Source organism: Streptomyces sp. NPDC005423, assembly GCF_040606415.1.
GTDB lineage: Bacteria > Actinomycetota > Actinomycetes > Streptomycetales > Streptomycetaceae > Streptomyces.
The window spans coordinates 17,478-32,300 of sequence record NZ_JBEXET010000002.1; the positions used below are offsets into that span (position 1 = coordinate 17,478).

General features: G+C 71.8%; 13 protein-coding genes. 7 read left to right on the top strand and 6 right to left on the bottom strand.

Features of this window, described 5'->3' with window-relative positions:
• Positions 1-131 precede the first annotated feature (131 nt).
• Positions 132-1,151, top strand: a complete 1,020-nt coding sequence (locus tag ABZT12_RS03895) for an ATP-binding cassette domain-containing protein (protein WP_356376803.1) — start codon at positions 132-134, stop codon at positions 1,149-1,151.
• Complete coding sequence (locus ABZT12_RS03900) at positions 1,148-1,969, top strand: ABC transporter permease (protein ID WP_356376806.1); 822 nt, start codon at positions 1,148-1,150, stop codon at positions 1,967-1,969. The genes ABZT12_RS03895 and ABZT12_RS03900 overlap by 4 nt, the downstream gene beginning before the upstream one ends.
• Positions 1,970-2,054: 85 nt before the next feature.
• On the opposite strand, the gene ABZT12_RS03905 is transcribed toward ABZT12_RS03900, so the two are convergent.
• On the bottom strand, positions 2,055-6,179 hold the full coding sequence (locus tag ABZT12_RS03905; RefSeq protein ID WP_356376809.1) for a BTAD domain-containing putative transcriptional regulator: 4,125 nt from the start codon (positions 6,177-6,179) through the stop codon (positions 2,055-2,057).
• Positions 6,180-6,364: 185 nt separating this feature from the next.
• On the opposite strand from ABZT12_RS03905, the gene ABZT12_RS03910 reads away from it, so the two are divergent.
• Positions 6,365-7,165: a site-2 protease family protein gene (locus tag ABZT12_RS03910; protein WP_356376812.1), complete on the top strand. Its 801-nt coding sequence runs from the start codon at positions 6,365-6,367 to the stop codon at positions 7,163-7,165.
• On the opposite strand, the gene ABZT12_RS03915 is transcribed toward ABZT12_RS03910, so the two are convergent.
• The 4 genes from ABZT12_RS03915 to ABZT12_RS03930 all read right to left on the bottom strand — a co-directional run bounded on the left by ABZT12_RS03915 (position 7,155) and on the right by ABZT12_RS03930 (position 9,796).
• Positions 7,155-7,352 carry a hypothetical protein gene (locus ABZT12_RS03915; protein WP_356376815.1) on the bottom strand — a complete coding sequence of 66 codons (198 nt, stop codon included), beginning with the start codon at positions 7,350-7,352 and terminating at the stop codon, positions 7,155-7,157. The two genes, ABZT12_RS03910 and ABZT12_RS03915, sit on opposite strands and share 11 nt — an antisense overlap.
• Positions 7,353-7,432: 80 nt before the next feature.
• A complete protein-coding gene (npdG, locus tag ABZT12_RS03920) occupies positions 7,433-8,146 on the bottom strand; it encodes an NADPH-dependent F420 reductase (RefSeq protein ID WP_356376818.1) in 714 nt (237 codons plus the stop codon).
• A gap of 36 nt (positions 8,147-8,182) precedes the next feature.
• Complete coding sequence (locus ABZT12_RS03925; RefSeq protein ID WP_356376821.1) at positions 8,183-9,259, bottom strand: sialidase family protein; 1,077 nt, start codon at positions 9,257-9,259, stop codon at positions 8,183-8,185.
• 306 nt (positions 9,260-9,565) lie between these two features.
• Positions 9,566-9,796: a hypothetical protein gene (locus ABZT12_RS03930; RefSeq protein ID WP_356376823.1), complete on the bottom strand. Its 231-nt coding sequence runs from the start codon at positions 9,794-9,796 to the stop codon at positions 9,566-9,568.
• A 58-nt stretch (positions 9,797-9,854) separates the two neighbouring features.
• Here ABZT12_RS03930 and map point away from each other — a divergent pair, with 58 nt between their 5' ends.
• Both map and ABZT12_RS03940 read left to right on the top strand, forming a co-directional pair.
• Complete coding sequence (gene map, locus ABZT12_RS03935) at positions 9,855-10,712, top strand: type I methionyl aminopeptidase (RefSeq protein ID WP_356376826.1); 858 nt, start codon at positions 9,855-9,857, stop codon at positions 10,710-10,712.
• A 134-nt stretch (positions 10,713-10,846) separates the two neighbouring features.
• Positions 10,847-11,494, top strand: a complete 648-nt coding sequence (locus tag ABZT12_RS03940) for a biliverdin-producing heme oxygenase (RefSeq protein ID WP_356376829.1) — start codon at positions 10,847-10,849, stop codon at positions 11,492-11,494.
• Between the two features lie 19 nt (positions 11,495-11,513).
• Here the strand turns inward: ABZT12_RS03940 and ABZT12_RS03945 are convergent, their stop codons facing one another.
• On the bottom strand, positions 11,514-12,158 hold the full coding sequence (locus ABZT12_RS03945) for a PhzF family phenazine biosynthesis protein (RefSeq protein WP_356376832.1): 645 nt from the start codon (positions 12,156-12,158) through the stop codon (positions 11,514-11,516).
• A gap of 251 nt (positions 12,159-12,409) precedes the next feature.
• Here ABZT12_RS03945 and efeO point away from each other — a divergent pair, with 251 nt between their 5' ends.
• Positions 12,410-13,546 carry an iron uptake system protein EfeO gene (gene efeO, locus ABZT12_RS03950; protein WP_356376835.1) on the top strand — a complete coding sequence of 379 codons (1,137 nt, stop codon included), beginning with the start codon at positions 12,410-12,412 and terminating at the stop codon, positions 13,544-13,546.
• A gap of 11 nt (positions 13,547-13,557) precedes the next feature.
• On the top strand, positions 13,558-14,820 hold the full coding sequence (gene efeB / locus ABZT12_RS03955) for an iron uptake transporter deferrochelatase/peroxidase subunit (protein WP_356376838.1): 1,263 nt from the start codon (positions 13,558-13,560) through the stop codon (positions 14,818-14,820).
• The last annotated feature ends 3 nt before the right edge of the window (positions 14,821-14,823 follow it).

Here is a 14,823-nt window from a genome sequence, read left to right on the forward strand (position 1 = left end):
CTCCCCACCCCCTCCATCTCAGCGATATGTCGGTGAGTTGTCGGGAGCTGTCGCCGTATATCGACGGCCTATCGGTGGCCTGTCGGTAATCTGTCGGTGCTTTGTCGGTCGGCTCTGGCACCGTCATCGGCATGACGCGAATCGACAAGAATCCCGGCGGCACGGCCGTGACCGTGCGGGGGCTGGTCAAGCACTACGGCGAGACCAAGGCGCTGGACGGCGTCGACCTGGACGTGCGCGAGGGCACCGTCATGGGTGTGCTCGGGCCGAACGGAGCCGGTAAGACCACCCTCGTCCGCATCCTCTCCACCCTCATCGTCCCCGACTCCGGCCACGCCACCGTCGCCGGCTACGACGTCGTACGACAGCCCCGCCAGCTGCGCCGGGTGATAGGCCTCACCGGCCAGTACGCCTCCGTCGACGAGAAGCTCCCCGGCTGGGAGAACCTCTACATGATCGGGCGGCTGCTCGACCTGTCCCGCAAGGACGCCCGCGCCCGCGCCGACGAACTGCTGGAACGGTTCTCGCTGACGGAGGCGGCCAAGCGGCCCGCGAGCACCTACTCCGGCGGTATGCGGCGCCGGCTCGACCTCGCCGCCTCGATGATCGGGCACCCCCAGGTGCTGTTCCTCGACGAGCCGACCACCGGTCTCGACCCGCGCACCCGCAACGAGGTGTGGACCGAGGTGAAGTCCATGGTCGGCGGCGGCGTGACCGTACTGCTCACCACCCAGTACATGGAGGAGGCCGAGGCGCTCGCCTCCGAGCTGACCGTGGTGGACAGCGGCAAGGTCATCGCGAGCGGCGCCATCGACGACCTGAAGGCCAAGGTCGGCGGTCGCGCGCTCCGCGTCCGTCCGGCCGATCCGCTCCAACTGCGCCCACTGGCGAACGCGTTGGACGAGCTGGGCATCACCGGACTGGCCACCACCACCGTCGACCCGGAGAGCGGCACGGTCCTGGTGCCCATCCTCAGCGACGAGCAACTGACCGCCGTGGTGGGCGCGGTGAGCGCCCGCGGTCTCACGATCGGCTCGATCACCACCGAACTGCCCAGTCTCGACGAGGTGTTCCTCTCCCTCACCGGCCACCGCGCCAGTGCCCCGCAGGACCCCACGCCCGCCCCCGACCGCGAGGAGGTCGCCGTATGAGCGCCGTCACCGTGAACTCCGCCGGCCCCACGGCGGACGCCCGTATCCCGCTGCGCAACCATCTGCGCCACACCGGCGCGCTGATCCGCCGCAACCTGCTGTGGATCCGCCAGGACCCGGAGTCGATGTTCGACGCCATCCTCTTCCCGGTGATCTTCACCCTGCTGTTCGTGTACGTCTTCGGCGGCTCGATCGGGCAGTCGCTCGGCGGCGGCCAGCACGCGTACGTGCAGTACGTGGTGCCCGGTCTGCTCGCCATGATGGGCATGAACATGGCCCAGGGAGTGGGCACCGGCTTCAACACGGACTTCAACACCGGTGTCATGGACCGGTTCCGCTCGCTGCCGATCGGACGCGGCTCGGTACTGATCGCCAAGATCGCGGTCGAGATCATGCGCATGCTGGTGGCGGCGGCCGTCCTGATGGTCGTCGGCGTCCTCGTCGGCTTCGACATCCACCGCTGGGGCGGCATGTTCGCCGCGATCGGGCTCTCCGCGGTGTTCGGCTCGGCCCTGATGTGGGTTTTCATCACCCTCGGCGTGACCATGAAGAGCGCGCAGTCCGTGCAGGCCATGGGCTTCCTGGTGCTGATGCCGCTGCAGTTCGGCTCGTCGATCTTCGCGCCCACCCAGTCGATGCCGGGCTGGCTGCAGAACTTCACCGACTACAACCCGCTCTCCGCACTGGCCGACGCGGCCCGCGGACTGATGGTGGGCGGCCCGGTCGCCCACGGGGTGTGGCTGACCCTCGCCTGGTCGGTGGGGCTCACCGCGGTGATGGCCCCGATCGCGATCCACAAGTTCCGCACCAAGACCTGACATGACCTGACCAGCGGGACGTTCAAAAATTGGGATTACATCGTCTCACGCCGTCTCACGCCGTCTCCTGTCGTCTCATGTCGTCTCACACGAGGGCGGCGGCCTCCTCCACGGAGAGGCCGCCGCCCTCGGCGTAGTCGCTCGCGTACGCCTCGTCGGACAGCACGCTCCGCACCAACGCCTCGGCCCGCGTCCGTACCTCGCGCTCCAGCCGCGGCGCGACATGACCGGGGGGCAGCATGGCGTCGGCGGTACCGAGACAGCGCGCCCCGTCGGCCGCCCGGGCGCCGCCGTCGGCACCGGCCAGGGCCAGCGCGGCGATCGTCAGGTACGTGGAACGCAGCTGGGGGGCGATCGCCTGCGCCAGCGGGTCGGCGGCCCGCAGCAGCGCCTGTCTGATCTTGGCCAGGGCCTCGTCAGGGCGACCGTCGGCCGCCTCCAGCCAGGCCTCGGCGCCCAGGATGAAGGCGTCGAAGATGACGAAGTTCGAGGCCCCGAACTCCTTGCGCAGCAGGACGAGTTGCTCGCGCGCCTCGGAGATCCGGCCGGTGCTGCCGAGCCAGCCCGAGAGGAAGATCCTGGCGATGGGCATCGCGTCGTTGTGCTGGCCGTGCTTCCAGGCGACCACGGAGCGCAGCAGCTCCTCACCGTGCTCCACGTCGCCCGCCTCCAGCAGCGCGGCGCCGAGCCGGGCGGTCAGCACGGCGCTCTGCGCCCGCGCCCCGAGCCACTCGGCGTGTTCCATGGCCGCCTCGTAATCGGCGGCGGCGGCACGGAAGTTGCCCCTGCGCTCGTTGGCCTCGCCGCGCGCGGAGAGCGCCTCGGCGGTGCCCCAGGCGTCGCCGATCCGGCGGAAGATCTCCAGTGCCTCGTCGGCGTCACGGGCCGCGTCGCCGGCCCAGTCGCTGCGGTTGGCGAGGATGTTGGCCCGCATCTGCAACCCGGTGGCGAGTTCCCACTCGTAGCCAGGAGTGTCCCGGGAGGTCTGGACCGTGGCGTCGATGACGGTGCGCAGCCGGGACGTGCCCCCGGAGAGTATGACGGCGAAGAACCACAGGGAACCGGGGCTACGGCAGGTCTGGGGCATCCCGGGCTCGTAGGTGCCGGCGATGGCGCGCAGCTTCCGCTGCGCCTGCGGGGTCTGCCAGTCGTCCAACTCGGTTTCCATGCTGGCGAGTTGGACGAGATGCAGCCCGCGCCGGGCCTCCTGGAGCACCTCGCCCTCCCAGGGCGGCGGCCGGTCCGTGCAGCGCTCCCACAACGGCTCGGCGGGACGCACCGGCACGGCGAACGGGTCCGGTCCCAGCTTCTGCACCTCCCGGGACCAGTTACGGGCCTCGATACGCAGATCGCGCATCTGCCAGTACCAGGCCAGCGACAGGATGAGGCACAGCCCCTCCTGTTCCTCGCCCGCGGCGACGGCGTGCCGCAGAGCGGTGCGGAGGTTCTCGTACTCGCGCTGGAGGAGTTCGATGGCGGCGAGCTGACCGGAGCCACGCAGCAACGGGTCGGTGACGCGGGCCAGTTCGCGGTAGTACGTGAGATGGGCGCGCTCGGTCGCGGGGCGCAGGCCGGCCTCGTCGAGACGCTCGCCGGCGTACTCGCCGACGGTCTCCAGGAGCCGGTAGCGCATGCCGCCGCGGTTCGAAGGGGCCGCCACCACAAGGGACTTGTCGACCAGTGAGCCGAGCGCGTCGAGGGCGCCGGGGCCGCAGACCGCCTCGGCGGCGGCGAGGTCGCAGCCGCCGGCGAAGACCGACAGCCGTCGCAGTACGTCCCGTTCGTCCTCGTCGAGCAGGTCCCACGACCAGTCGACCACGGCGCGCAGGGTCTGCTGACGGGGCAACAGGGTACGGCTGCCGGAGGTGAGCAGCCGGAAGCGGTCGTCGAGCCGGTCGGCGATCTGACGGGGTGTCAGCATACGGAGCCGGGCCGCCGAGAGTTCGATGGCGAGTGGCAGTCCGTCGAGCCGCCGGCAGATCTCCGCGCAGGCCGCGGCGGTCTCCTCGTCGGCGTCGATCCGGAAACCGGGCCGGGCGGCGCTCCCGCGGTCGGCGAGCAGCCGTAGCGCGAAGGGTTCCGGCAACGGTTCCACCGGGCGCAGCAACTCGCCCGGCACGCCCAGGGGTTCACGGCTGGTGGCCAGCACGGTGAGCCCCGGGCAACGTTCCAGCAGGGTCTCGGCCAGGCGGGCGGCGGCATCCACGACGTGCTCGCAGTTGTCGAGGATGAGCAGCATCCGGCGTTTGGCGCAGTGCTCGGTGAGCCGCTCGACCGGATCGTCGTGCCGTTCGCCCCCGGCGGCCCTGATGGCCTCGGCACCGGCGCCGTAGAGCACGGTCTCGCGGGCGCCGACAGCGGTGAGTACGGCCTCCGGTACGGCGGCGGGGTCGTCGACGGGCGCCAGCTCGGCCAGCCACACCCCGTCCCGCGCCGCCGCCCCCACCCGCTCGGCGGCCTCCTGCGACAACCGCGTCTTCCCGGCCCCGCCGGGCCCGAGCAGGGTCACCAGCCGGGCGGTGGCGAGGTCGCCGCGGATGGCGTCGATGTCCGCCTCCCGCCCGACGAAGGAGGTGAGCCGGGCACGGAGGTTACCGACCGGGAGGGGCGCGAAGGCGGTGGCGGAGGAAGAGGCTGAGGCGGAGGCGGAGGCGGAGGCGGAGGCGGAAGCGGAGGCGGAGGCGGAGGCTGGGGCGGAAGCACCGGGTACACCGGGGCCGGGGCCGGGCGGCACACCGGGGCCGGGCGGCACGCCGACCGCGCCTGTCTGGCTCGGGGGTGTGAACTCGCCTGTCCCGTCCGGGGCTGTGAACTCGCCGGGTCCGCGCGGGGTTGTGAAGTCGCCGGATCCATCCGGGGCTGTGAACTCGCCGCTCCCGCCCGGCACCGTGAACTCGCCGGTCACGCTCGGAGTTGTGAACCCATCGGTTCCGCTCGGAGCTGTGAACTCACCGCTCCCGTCCAGCTCCGTGAACCTGCCGGTCCCATCCGGGGCTGTGAACTCGCCGGCCCCGTCCAGCGCGCCATCGACGCCCGCTCCAGCCGGCGTGCCAACCGCGCCCGTCTCGCTCGGGGTCGTGTACTCGCCGGACTCGCTTTGAGGTGTGAACTCGTCGATCCCGCCCGGGGCTGTGAACCCGCCGTCCCCGCCCGGCCCCGTGTACTCGCCCATCCCGCCGGGCCCTGTGAACCCGCCGGTCTCGTCCGCGACCGTGAACGCACCAGCCCCGTCCAGCCCGCCAACCGCGCCGGTCCCGCCCGGCACTGTGAACCCGCCCGTCCCCTCCGGCCCTGTGAACCCGCCGCTTCCGTCCCGAACTGTGAACCCCCCGGTCCCGCTCGCTTCGGCGTTCGGACCGCCCGCCGCCCGCGCCACGCCGCCCTCACCGCCCGCGTCCCGACCACCGGCACCGGCCCCGGCCCCGCCCCTGGCTCCGCGCCCGTAGCCGGTGTCGGTCGTGTCGGTCGTGTTGGTCGTGTTGGTCGAGCGGAGCAACTCGCCGTACAGGGAGCGGAGTTCGGGTCCCGGGTCGGCGCCCAGGCGGTCGGCCAGCAGGCGTCGTATCTCCTCGTAGGCCGCCAGGGCCTCCGCCGTGCGGCCCGCGTCGCGGAGGGCGCGGAGGCGGAGGGACTGGAGAAGCTCGTCGAGGGGGTGGGTGTCGCAGAGGGCGGTCAGCTCGGGGAGGGCCGCTTCCGGGCGGCCGAGGGCGAGGGTCGCCGTGAGGCGGGCGCGGTGGGCGTCGAGGTGGCGGGCCTCCCAGCGGGCCGCGTCCGCCGTGTGGTCGGGCAGGTCGGACAGGGCCGGCCCGTCCCACAGGGCCAGCGCGTCGTCCAGGGCGACGGCCGCCTTCGCCGCGTCGCCGTCGGCGAGCGCGCGCAGCCCCTCCCCGGTCAGCCGCTCGAACCGGTGCAGGTCGATGTCGTCGGGCGCGGCGGCGAGCCGGTAGCCGCCCTCCGCCGAGGTGATCGCGTCGGCGCCGAGTGCCCGGCGCAGCCGTCCCACCAGGGCCTGTAGCGCTCCCGTCGCGTCGGCGGGCGGGTCGCCGGCCCACACCTCGTCCACCAGCAGGCTCGCGGGCACGGTCCGACCGGGTCGCAGGGCGAGGACGGTGAGCAGTGCGCGCAGCCGCGCCCCGCCGACCGGGAGGGGCGTGCCGTCGGGGCGGAGTGCCCGGGTGGTGCCGAGGATGCGGTAGCGCACGGGGTCCATTGTCTCCGTTGGCGTCGGGACCGGTCACGGGGTTCCGGCGGTGCGGCGGCGGATACGGTCACGAGGCGGTGCCCCACGGTCCCACCTTCTCCGGAACGACATCCGATCGCGAGACGTTTTCGCGGTAGGCCCGGTACCGTCGGGCGTCGCGCCCAGCCTTACGACCCGACAGGGAGCCCGTTCCCATGACCACCGCCACCACCCGCCCCCACGACCGGCGGATCAGTCCCGTCTTCGTCGGGATCATGGCCGTCACGGCGGTGACCGGCTGGGCCACCTGGACCGGGTTCGCCGAGCAACCGGGCCTCGCCGTGTTCCTGTTCGTCACGGCCGCCTGGATCGTATCGCTCTGTCTGCACGAGTACGCCCACGCCCGCACCGCCCTGCACAGCGGCGACATCTCGGTGGGCGCGAAGGGCTACCTGACGCTGAACCCGCTGAAGTACACGCACGCCCTGCTCTCGATCGTGCTCCCCGTCATCTTCGTGGTCATGGGCGGGATCGGGCTGCCCGGCGGCGCGGTGTTCATCGAGCGCGACCGGATCAGGGGCCGCTGGCGGCACAGTCTGGTCTCGGCGGCCGGCCCGTTGACGAACGTGCTGTTCGCGGCCGTCTGCACCGCCCCGTTCTGGCTGCACGGCCTGGACGGGGTGCCGCGGGACTTCCGGTTCGCCCTCGCGTTCCTCGCGCTGCTCCAGGTCACCGCGGCGCTCCTGAACTTCCTGCCGGTGCCGGGCCTGGACGGCTACGGGGTGATCGAGCCGTGGCTGTCGCCCGGTGTCAAGCGCCAGGTGGAGCCGTTCGCGCCGTTCGGGCTGCTCTTCGTGTTCGCGCTGCTGTGGGTGCCGACGGTCAACAGCGCGTTCTTCGACGTGATCGACGCGATCCTGCGCGGCCTGGGGATCGACGACTTCTCGACCTACTGCGGCCAGACGCTGTACCGGTTCTGGCAGGGCACGAACGAGTTCTGCTCGGTCAGCCAGTGACGGAAGTGACGGAGCGGGTCCCGGAGGCCGCCCGGCCGCGCTTGAGGTAGTACCAGCACATGTTGGACGAGACGCCCGCGATCAGCACCCACACGATGCCGATCCAGCTGCCCCGGGCGAAGGAGACGACGGCCGCGGCGACGGCGAGTACGCAGACGGCGAGGGCGTAGCGGGCGAGGCGGGGCATGGGGCGGGCTCCTGTCGGGGGACACTGCGGGCTCTGCGGAGTGCTCGCACAGCCCAGTGTCCCCCATCGCCCCGGGCGGCTCACACGTCGGTGAGGCGCAGCCCGGCGTGTGCCTTGTAGCGGCGGTTGACGGAGATCAGGTTGGCGACCAGTGACTCCACCTGGTGGGCGTTGCGCAGCCGGCCGGCGAAGACGCCGCGCATGCCGGGGATACGGCCGGCCAGTGCCTGGACGATCTCGACGTCGGCGCGTTCCTCGCCGAGGACCATGACGTCGGTGTCGATCTCGTCGATCTCCGGGTCCTGGAGCAGGACCGCCGACAGGTGGTGGAAGGCGGCGGCGACGCGGGACTCCGGCAGCAGGGCGGCGGCCTGTTCGGCGGCGCTGCCCTCCTCGGGCTTCAGGGCGTAGGCGCCCTTCTTGTCGAAGCCGAGCGGGTTGACGCAGTCGACGACGAGCTTTCCGGCGAGTTCCGCGCGCAGTGACTCAAGGGTCTTGCCGTGGCCGTCCCAGGGCACGGCGACGATCACGATGTCGCTGCGGCGCGCGGTCTCGGCGTTGTCGGCGCCCTCGACGCCGTGGCCGAGTTCGCCGGCGGCGGCCTGGGCGCGGTCGGCGGCACGGGAGCCGATGATCACCTGCTGGCCGGCCTTGGCGAGCCGGTAGGCGAGGCCCTTGCCCTGCGGCCCGGTGCCGCCGAGCACGCCGACGACGAGCCCGGAGACGTCGGGCAGGTCCCAGGGGTCCTTGGCGGGGGCCTTCGCGGGGGTCTGTGCGCTGTCGGTAGAGGTCATGGGCCGACTGTACGTGCGGCGGGGCGCCGGCACCGGTCAGGTGAGGGCGGTCACGGGCACCCGCCGGAACGTGATCGTCTCGTAGGCGCCGAAGTCACCGGTCTCGTAGAGGAGTCCGACCGTGTCGGTGTCGATCCGTACCAGGTCGGAGTAGGCGGCGGGCAGTCCGTCGACCGGGTACACGGGGTGCCAGGTGGTGCCGTCGTCGGCCGACGCGCGGAGGGTCATCAGGGCTCGGGAGCCGGGGTCGGCGGGGCCGGAGTAGAGGAGCAGGTCCGGGTCGCGGAGCTGGAGGACGCTGCCCTCGCAGACGGGTGTGACGAGGCCGGCCTGCGGGCGGAAGGGTTTCACCAGTGTCCTCCCGCCGTCCGTGGAGTGGGCGTCGGCCCGGTTGCCCGGGGAGGTGGAGTCGTTGCGGGTGTTGAAGTAGACGCGTCCGTCGGGGAGTTCGGCGGCGGTGGTCTCGTTGGCGTTGATGTAGCCGTCGGGGTTGTCGTCGACGTAGCCGAGGTACCAGGTCTCGCCGCGGTCGTCGCTGAGCAGGCAGTGGCCGCTGTTGTACTTGGCCTCGTTGCCGACGTCGGTGCCGGTGGGCGGGAGGGTGTGGTTGCCGGGGACGACCACGCGGCCCGTGCTCAGCTGGATCGCGTGGCCGGGGGTGGTGGCGTACCAGCGCCAGCCGGTCCTCCTCACCGACTTGGTGATCTCCACCGGTTCCGACCAGGTCACTCCGTCGTCGTCGCTGTGCCGCACCCAGACGCGCCGTCCGTCGGCGTCCGCCACCCTGCCGCGCAGGATCGCGTCCTCGGTGGCGGTGGCGGCCGAGCGGACGTGGACGAGGAGGACGCGGCCGGTGTCGAGGACGACGGGGGCGGGGTTGCCCGCGAGGTCGTCGCCGTTGCGGGCCGCGACCGTCAACGGGCCCCAGGTGAGGCCGCCGTCCGTGGAGCGCTTGAGGACGATGTCGATGTGGCCGGCGTCACCGGCGGAGGCGACGCGGCCCTCGCAGAAGGCGAGGAGGGTGTCGGCGGCGGTGACGACGACCGCCGGAATGCGGTAACTGGCGTACCCCTCCTGGCCCGCGCGGAAGGGGACGGTGACGTCGTCGGACATGAGTTGACTCCTCGGGTGGCCGGTGGTGCCCCTGCGCATGCCCGGGCCGGGCGAATTCGCGGTGAACTCCGCGTCACGAGTGGGCTGTTGACGCGTCGCGTGCCGATCCGGAGGGGGTACGCGCGCGTCGGCCAGCACGCGGCGTCACGGCTGCGGGAGGGGGAGGGGGAGCGAGAGGGGGCGGCGGTCGGGAGTGACGGGCGGGGCGGACCACCGTGTCCGTCGCCGTCCCACCCGCACCCGCCGTCCCACCCGCTCCCGTCGCCGCTCCCGCCTCCGCCGCGCCCGGACCGAACCCGGAGCCGATCAGCTCTCGTCGGTGCCGCCCCTGGCGGGGTCGTGCCACTTGGGGTCGTTCTCCCACTCCAGGTTGCGCTCCCAGGCGCTCTCCATGGCGTGCTCGGCCTCACCCCGTGTGGGGTACGGGCCGAACCGGTCCTTGGCGGGGCACTCGGGCCCCTCCTCGACCTTCTTGTGCTCCAGGCAGTAGTACCACTCGCCCGGTTTGCCGGTCGTGCGCTTCTTGAACAGGGCCATCGTCGCCTCCTTGCACCACGGACATGTTCCCCCATGCCCGCTGGTTAGACTCGCTGGCATGTCTGGCCAGTCGCTGCTCGTACCAGGGGAGCTCTCTCCCACCCGTTCGGTACCCGGAAACATCCGCCGCCCCGAGTACGTCGGCAAGCCCGGGCCGGCCCCGTACACCGGTCCGGAGGTGCAGACCCCCGAGACGATCGAGGCGATGCGGACCGCCGGGCGGATCGCCGCGCGGGCGATGGCCGAGGCGGCGAAGCTCATCGCGCCGGGGGTCACCACGGACGAACTGGACCGGGTCGCCCACGAGTTCATGTGCGACCACGGCGCCTACCCGTCCACGCTCGGCTACCGCGGCTTCCCCAAGTCCCTGTGCACCTCCGTCAACGAGGTGATCTGCCACGGCATCCCGGACTCGACGGTGCTGCGCGACGGCGACATCGTCAACCTCGACGTGACGGCGTACATCGGCGGTGTGCACGGCGACAACAACGCCACGTACCTCGTCGGTGAGGTGGACGAGGAGAGCCGGCTGCTCGTCGAGCGGACCCGGGAGGCGCTGGACCGCGCGATCAGAGCGGTCCGGCCGGGGCGCCAGATCAACATCATCGGCCGGGTCATCGAGTCGTACGCCAAGCGCTTCGGGTACGGCGTGGTCCGGGACTTCACCGGGCACGGCATCAACACGTCGTTCCACTCCGGGCTGATCGTCCCGCACTACGACAGTCCGCACGCGACGACGGTCATCCGGCCCGGGATGACGTTCACCATCGAGCCGATGCTGACGCTCGGGACGCACGAGTACGACATGTGGGACGACGGGTGGACGGTCGTCACGAAGGATCGCGGGCGGACCGCGCAGTTCGAGCACACGCTGGTGGTGACGGAGAGCGGCGCGGAGATCCTCACGCTGCCGTAGCGGACGCGAGGCCGGCGGCCGTGGGCCCGTCCCCGGGGGTGTACCCGGGGGCGGGCCTTTTCTTGTACGCTTTTGCCGACAGGGTGTCGGCAAAGCTCTTGACTTAGGTAACCCTTACCTCGGAGGATGGGCGCATGGACTCCTTCTCGACCGTCATCCGCACCGCCTCCCACGAACAGCACGTGGAGGCGGAGACCTCGACCTTCATGAGTGATCTGCTCGGCGGCCGGCTCGGCGTGGACGCGTACGCCCGTTACACCGAGCAACTGTGGTTCGTCTACGAGGCGTTGGAGAACGGTGCGGAGCGGCTGGCGGCCGACCCGGTGGCGGGGCCCTTCATCCGGCCGGAGTTGCTGCGGCTCGCCTCGCTGGAGCGGGACCTGGCGCATCTGCGCGGGGCGGACTGGCGCTCCGGGGTGACCGCGCTGCCGGCCACCCGGGCCTACGCGGACCGGGTGCGGGAGTGCGCCGAGGAGTGGCCCGCCGGATACGTCGCGCACCACTACACGCGCTACCTCGGCGACCTCTCCGGCGGCCAGATCATCCGCGACAAGGCCGAGCGGACCTGGGGGTTCGAGCGCAAGGGCGACGGGGTGCGGTTCTACGTCTTCGAGGGGATCGCCAACCCGGCCGCCTTCAAGCGGAGTTACCGGGAGCTGCTGGACGAGGTGCCGGTCGACGACCTGGAGAAGCAGCGGATCGTGGCGGAGTGCAAGCGCGCCTTCGCCCTGAACACCGGGGTGTTCCAGGCCCTGGGCGACGAATTCCCGCTCTCCGCCTGAGCGTTGACGGTTCCGGGTCTCAGCGTTCGAGGACGACGCGCCCGCCGACCTCCACCCAGCCCCCCGGCTGCGGCGCGGTGAGGAGCTGGGAACCCGCCCCCTGGGTGATGTTGAGAGCGCGGTCCAGCCGGGCGGTCAGCAGCAGGGCCGCCGCGCCCGTCGCCTCGTCCTCCTCGATGCCGTCGCCGCGGCCGGGGAAGGCGCGGGCGCGCACCCGGCCGGCGGCCTCGTCCTCCCAGGCCCAGGCGTAGATCCACTCGCCGGGCGGCGGCACCGGCAGCGCGTCGACCTCGGCGGCGGTGGCGTACTGGCGCAGGGTGCGCGGCGGGGCCCACTCGGGGAGCGCCTCGATCCAGCTGAACTCGCCGTCCAGCCGGGTGCCCACGACGCCCGCGGGCGTGACCAGTTCGGGTACGTCGAGGAGCCAGGCCGTGCCCACGCAGGGGTGGCCCGCGAAGGGCAGGCGCAGGGTCGGGGTGTAGATGTCGATGACACCGCGCTCGGGGTCGTCGACGAACACGGTCTCGCTGAAGCCGAGTTTGGCCGCGAAGGCCTGCCGCTCGTCCCGGCCGGACAGGGCGGAGCCCTCGCGGACGACACCCAGCTCGTTGCCGTATCCGCCGGCCGGGCCGCAGAAGACGCGCAGCACGTCGTAGTCAGTCACGGGGGCATTCAACCGTACCGTGACGGCCGTTGTGACGGCCGGCGGCGGCGGTGCGGGGCGGCGGACCGGCGACCGCACCCCTCCCGCTTGACCATCTCTTGACCGTCCCTTGGGGTCAGTTTTCCGCCGTCGAGATCAAGCCGTGTCTGTGATCTTTCCGGGCGGCCGATACCGGACCTGGTGGGCATGGCCGGGGTAAGGGTCGGGTAAGTTAGGGCAGCCTCACCACATTCGATCCGCTGGGAGCCCGCATGCGAGCCGTCCGACTCTCCGTCGTCACCGCCGCCGCCACCGCGGCCGCACTGACCGCCGTCACGGCCTGCACCGCGAAGAGCGACGCCAAGGACGGCGACGCGATCCAGGTGACGGCGGCCGACTCGAAGTGCACGGCCTCGGCCTCCTCGACGCCGGCCGGGCGGATCACGCTGAAGATCGAGAACACCGGCTCCAAGGCGACCGAGGTCGAGATCCTCTTCCCCGACGACCGGATCGTCTCCGAGAAGGAGAACATCGGCCCCGGCACCAAGTACACGCTGACCGCCGAGATCAAGGCGGGCGCGTACGAGATCGCCTGCCGGCCCGGCATGAAGGGCCACGGCATCCGGCAGAAACTCACCGTCACCGGCGGCTCGGCCGCCAAGCGCGACCCGAAGCTCGACAAGGCCGTCGCCGCCTACCGCGCCTACGCGCAGGAGCAGGCCGACGCGACGCTCCCGAAGGTGCGGACGTTCGCCGCCGCCATCAAGGCCGGCGACCTCCAGGCCGCCAAGAACGCCTACGCCCCCTCCCGCGTCGGCTGGGAGCGCACCGAGCCGATCGCCGAGTCCTTCGGTGACATCGACCCGAAGACCGACACCCGCGCCGACGGCCTGGAGAAGGGCCAGAAGTGGACGGGCTGGCACGCGCTGGAGAAGGCGCTGTGGCAGGACAAGAAGATCGGCGCCGAACAGAAGACGCTCGCCGCCGAACTGGTCACCGACCTCACGGACTGGCAGCAGCGGGTCGGCAAGGCCGAGATCACCCCCACCTCCATGGCCAACGGCGCCAAGGAACTCCTCGACGAGGTCGCCACCGGCAAGGTCACCGGCGAGGAGGACCGCTACTCGCACACCGACCTCAGCGACTTCAAGGCCAACGTCGAGGGCGCGCAGCAGGCGTACGAGCTGCTCAAGCCGGTGGCCCGGACGAACGACGCGGAGCTCACCACCGAACTGGACAAGCAGTTCGGCGCGTTGGACACGCTGCTCGCCAAGTACCGCTCGGACCAGACCTCCGACGGCTACGAGCCGTACGACAAGGTCACCAAGGGCCAGCGCAAGGAGCTGTCGGACGCGGTCAACGCGCTGGCGGAGCCGCTCTCCAAGCTCGCCGCGGCCGTGGTGAAGTAGGGCAGGACACGATGACAGAGCCGATGGAGCGGAACCAGAACGGCGGCCCCCCCTCGCGCCGCGCCCTGATCGGCTGGGGCGGTGCGGGCCTCGCGCTCGGCGCCGCCGCGGCCGGCGGTGCGGTCGCGGTGGCCCGCGACGGTGGCGACGCGGACCCGGCGGGCGGCGCGGTCGCCTTCCACGGCGCGCACCAGGCGGGCATCGCCACCCCGGTGCAGGACCGGCTGCACTTCGCGGCGTTCGACGTGAAGACCGACGACCGCGCCGAGTTCGTGCGGATGCTGAAGGAGTGGACGGCCGCCGCCCGGCTGCTGACCGGCGGGCACGCGGTCGGCGACGGCGCCTACGGCGGCCTGCCCGAGGCGCCGCCGGACGACACCGGTGAGGCGCTGGGGCTGAAGCCGGCGCGGCTGACGCTGACGATCGGCTTCGGCCCGTCGTTCTTCGACCACTTCGGCCTCCAGGACAGCCGCCCCGAGGCCCTGGTCGACCTGCCCCAATTCCCTGGTGACAACTTCGACAAGTCCCGTACCGGCGGCGACCTCTGCGTCCAGGCGTGCGCCGACGATCCTCAGGTCGCGGTGCACGCGATCCGCAACCTGGCCCGCATCGGCTTCGGCAAGGTCGCCGTCCGCTGGTCCCAACTCGGCTTCGGGAAGACCTCGTCGACGACCCCGGGCGCCCAGACCCCGCGCAATCTCATGGGGTTCAAGGACGGCACCCGCAACATCGCGGGCACCGAGACGGACCGGCTGAAGAAGTACGTGTGGGTGGGCACCGGCGACGGAACGGAGAAGTCGGCCTGGATGACCGGGGGTTCGTACCTCGTCGCCCGGCGCATCCGCATGAACATCGAGACCTGGGACCGGACTTCGCTCCAAGAGCAGGAGGACGTCTTCGGCCGGGACAAGGGCGAGGGCGCACCGGCCGGCAAGGCGAAGGAGCACGACCCGCCGTTCCTGAAGGCGATGAAGCCCGACGCGCACGTCCGGCTCGCGCATCCCGACTCCAACCACGGGATCACGATCCTGCGCCGGGGCTACTCCTTCACCGACGGCACCGACGGTCTCGGCCGGCTCGACGCCGGTCTGTTCTTCCTGGCCTACCAGCGCGACGTACGCGAGGGATTCATCCCGCTCCAGCGCAAGCTGTCGGCGTCCGACGCGCTCAACGAGTACATCCAGCACGTGGGTTCGGCGGTCTTCGCCGTCCCGCCCGGCGTCCGGGACAAGGACGACTGGTGGGGCAGCACGCTGTTCTCGAAGGAGGCGTAGCCC

Coding starts and splice junctions, on each gene's coding strand:
- ABZT12_RS03895 (WP_356376803.1), top strand. CDS start 132: ATGACGCGAATCGACAAGAATCCCGGCGGCACGGCCGTGACCGTGCGG.
- ABZT12_RS03900 (WP_356376806.1), top strand. CDS start 1,148: ATGAGCGCCGTCACCGTGAACTCCGCCGGCCCCACGGCGGACGCCCGT.
- ABZT12_RS03905 (WP_356376809.1), bottom strand. CDS start 6,179: ATGGACCCCGTGCGCTACCGCATCCTCGGCACCACCCGGGCACTCCGC.
- ABZT12_RS03910 (WP_356376812.1), top strand. CDS start 6,365: ATGACCACCGCCACCACCCGCCCCCACGACCGGCGGATCAGTCCCGTC.
- ABZT12_RS03915 (WP_356376815.1), bottom strand. CDS start 7,352: ATGCCCCGCCTCGCCCGCTACGCCCTCGCCGTCTGCGTACTCGCCGTC.
- npdG (WP_356376818.1), bottom strand. CDS start 8,146: ATGACCTCTACCGACAGCGCACAGACCCCCGCGAAGGCCCCCGCCAAG.
- ABZT12_RS03925 (WP_356376821.1), bottom strand. CDS start 9,259: ATGTCCGACGACGTCACCGTCCCCTTCCGCGCGGGCCAGGAGGGGTAC.
- ABZT12_RS03930 (WP_356376823.1), bottom strand. CDS start 9,796: ATGGCCCTGTTCAAGAAGCGCACGACCGGCAAACCGGGCGAGTGGTAC.
- map (WP_356376826.1), top strand. CDS start 9,855: ATGTCTGGCCAGTCGCTGCTCGTACCAGGGGAGCTCTCTCCCACCCGT.
- ABZT12_RS03940 (WP_356376829.1), top strand. CDS start 10,847: ATGGACTCCTTCTCGACCGTCATCCGCACCGCCTCCCACGAACAGCAC.
- efeO (WP_356376835.1), top strand. CDS start 12,410: ATGCGAGCCGTCCGACTCTCCGTCGTCACCGCCGCCGCCACCGCGGCC.
- efeB (WP_356376838.1), top strand. CDS start 13,558: ATGACAGAGCCGATGGAGCGGAACCAGAACGGCGGCCCCCCCTCGCGC.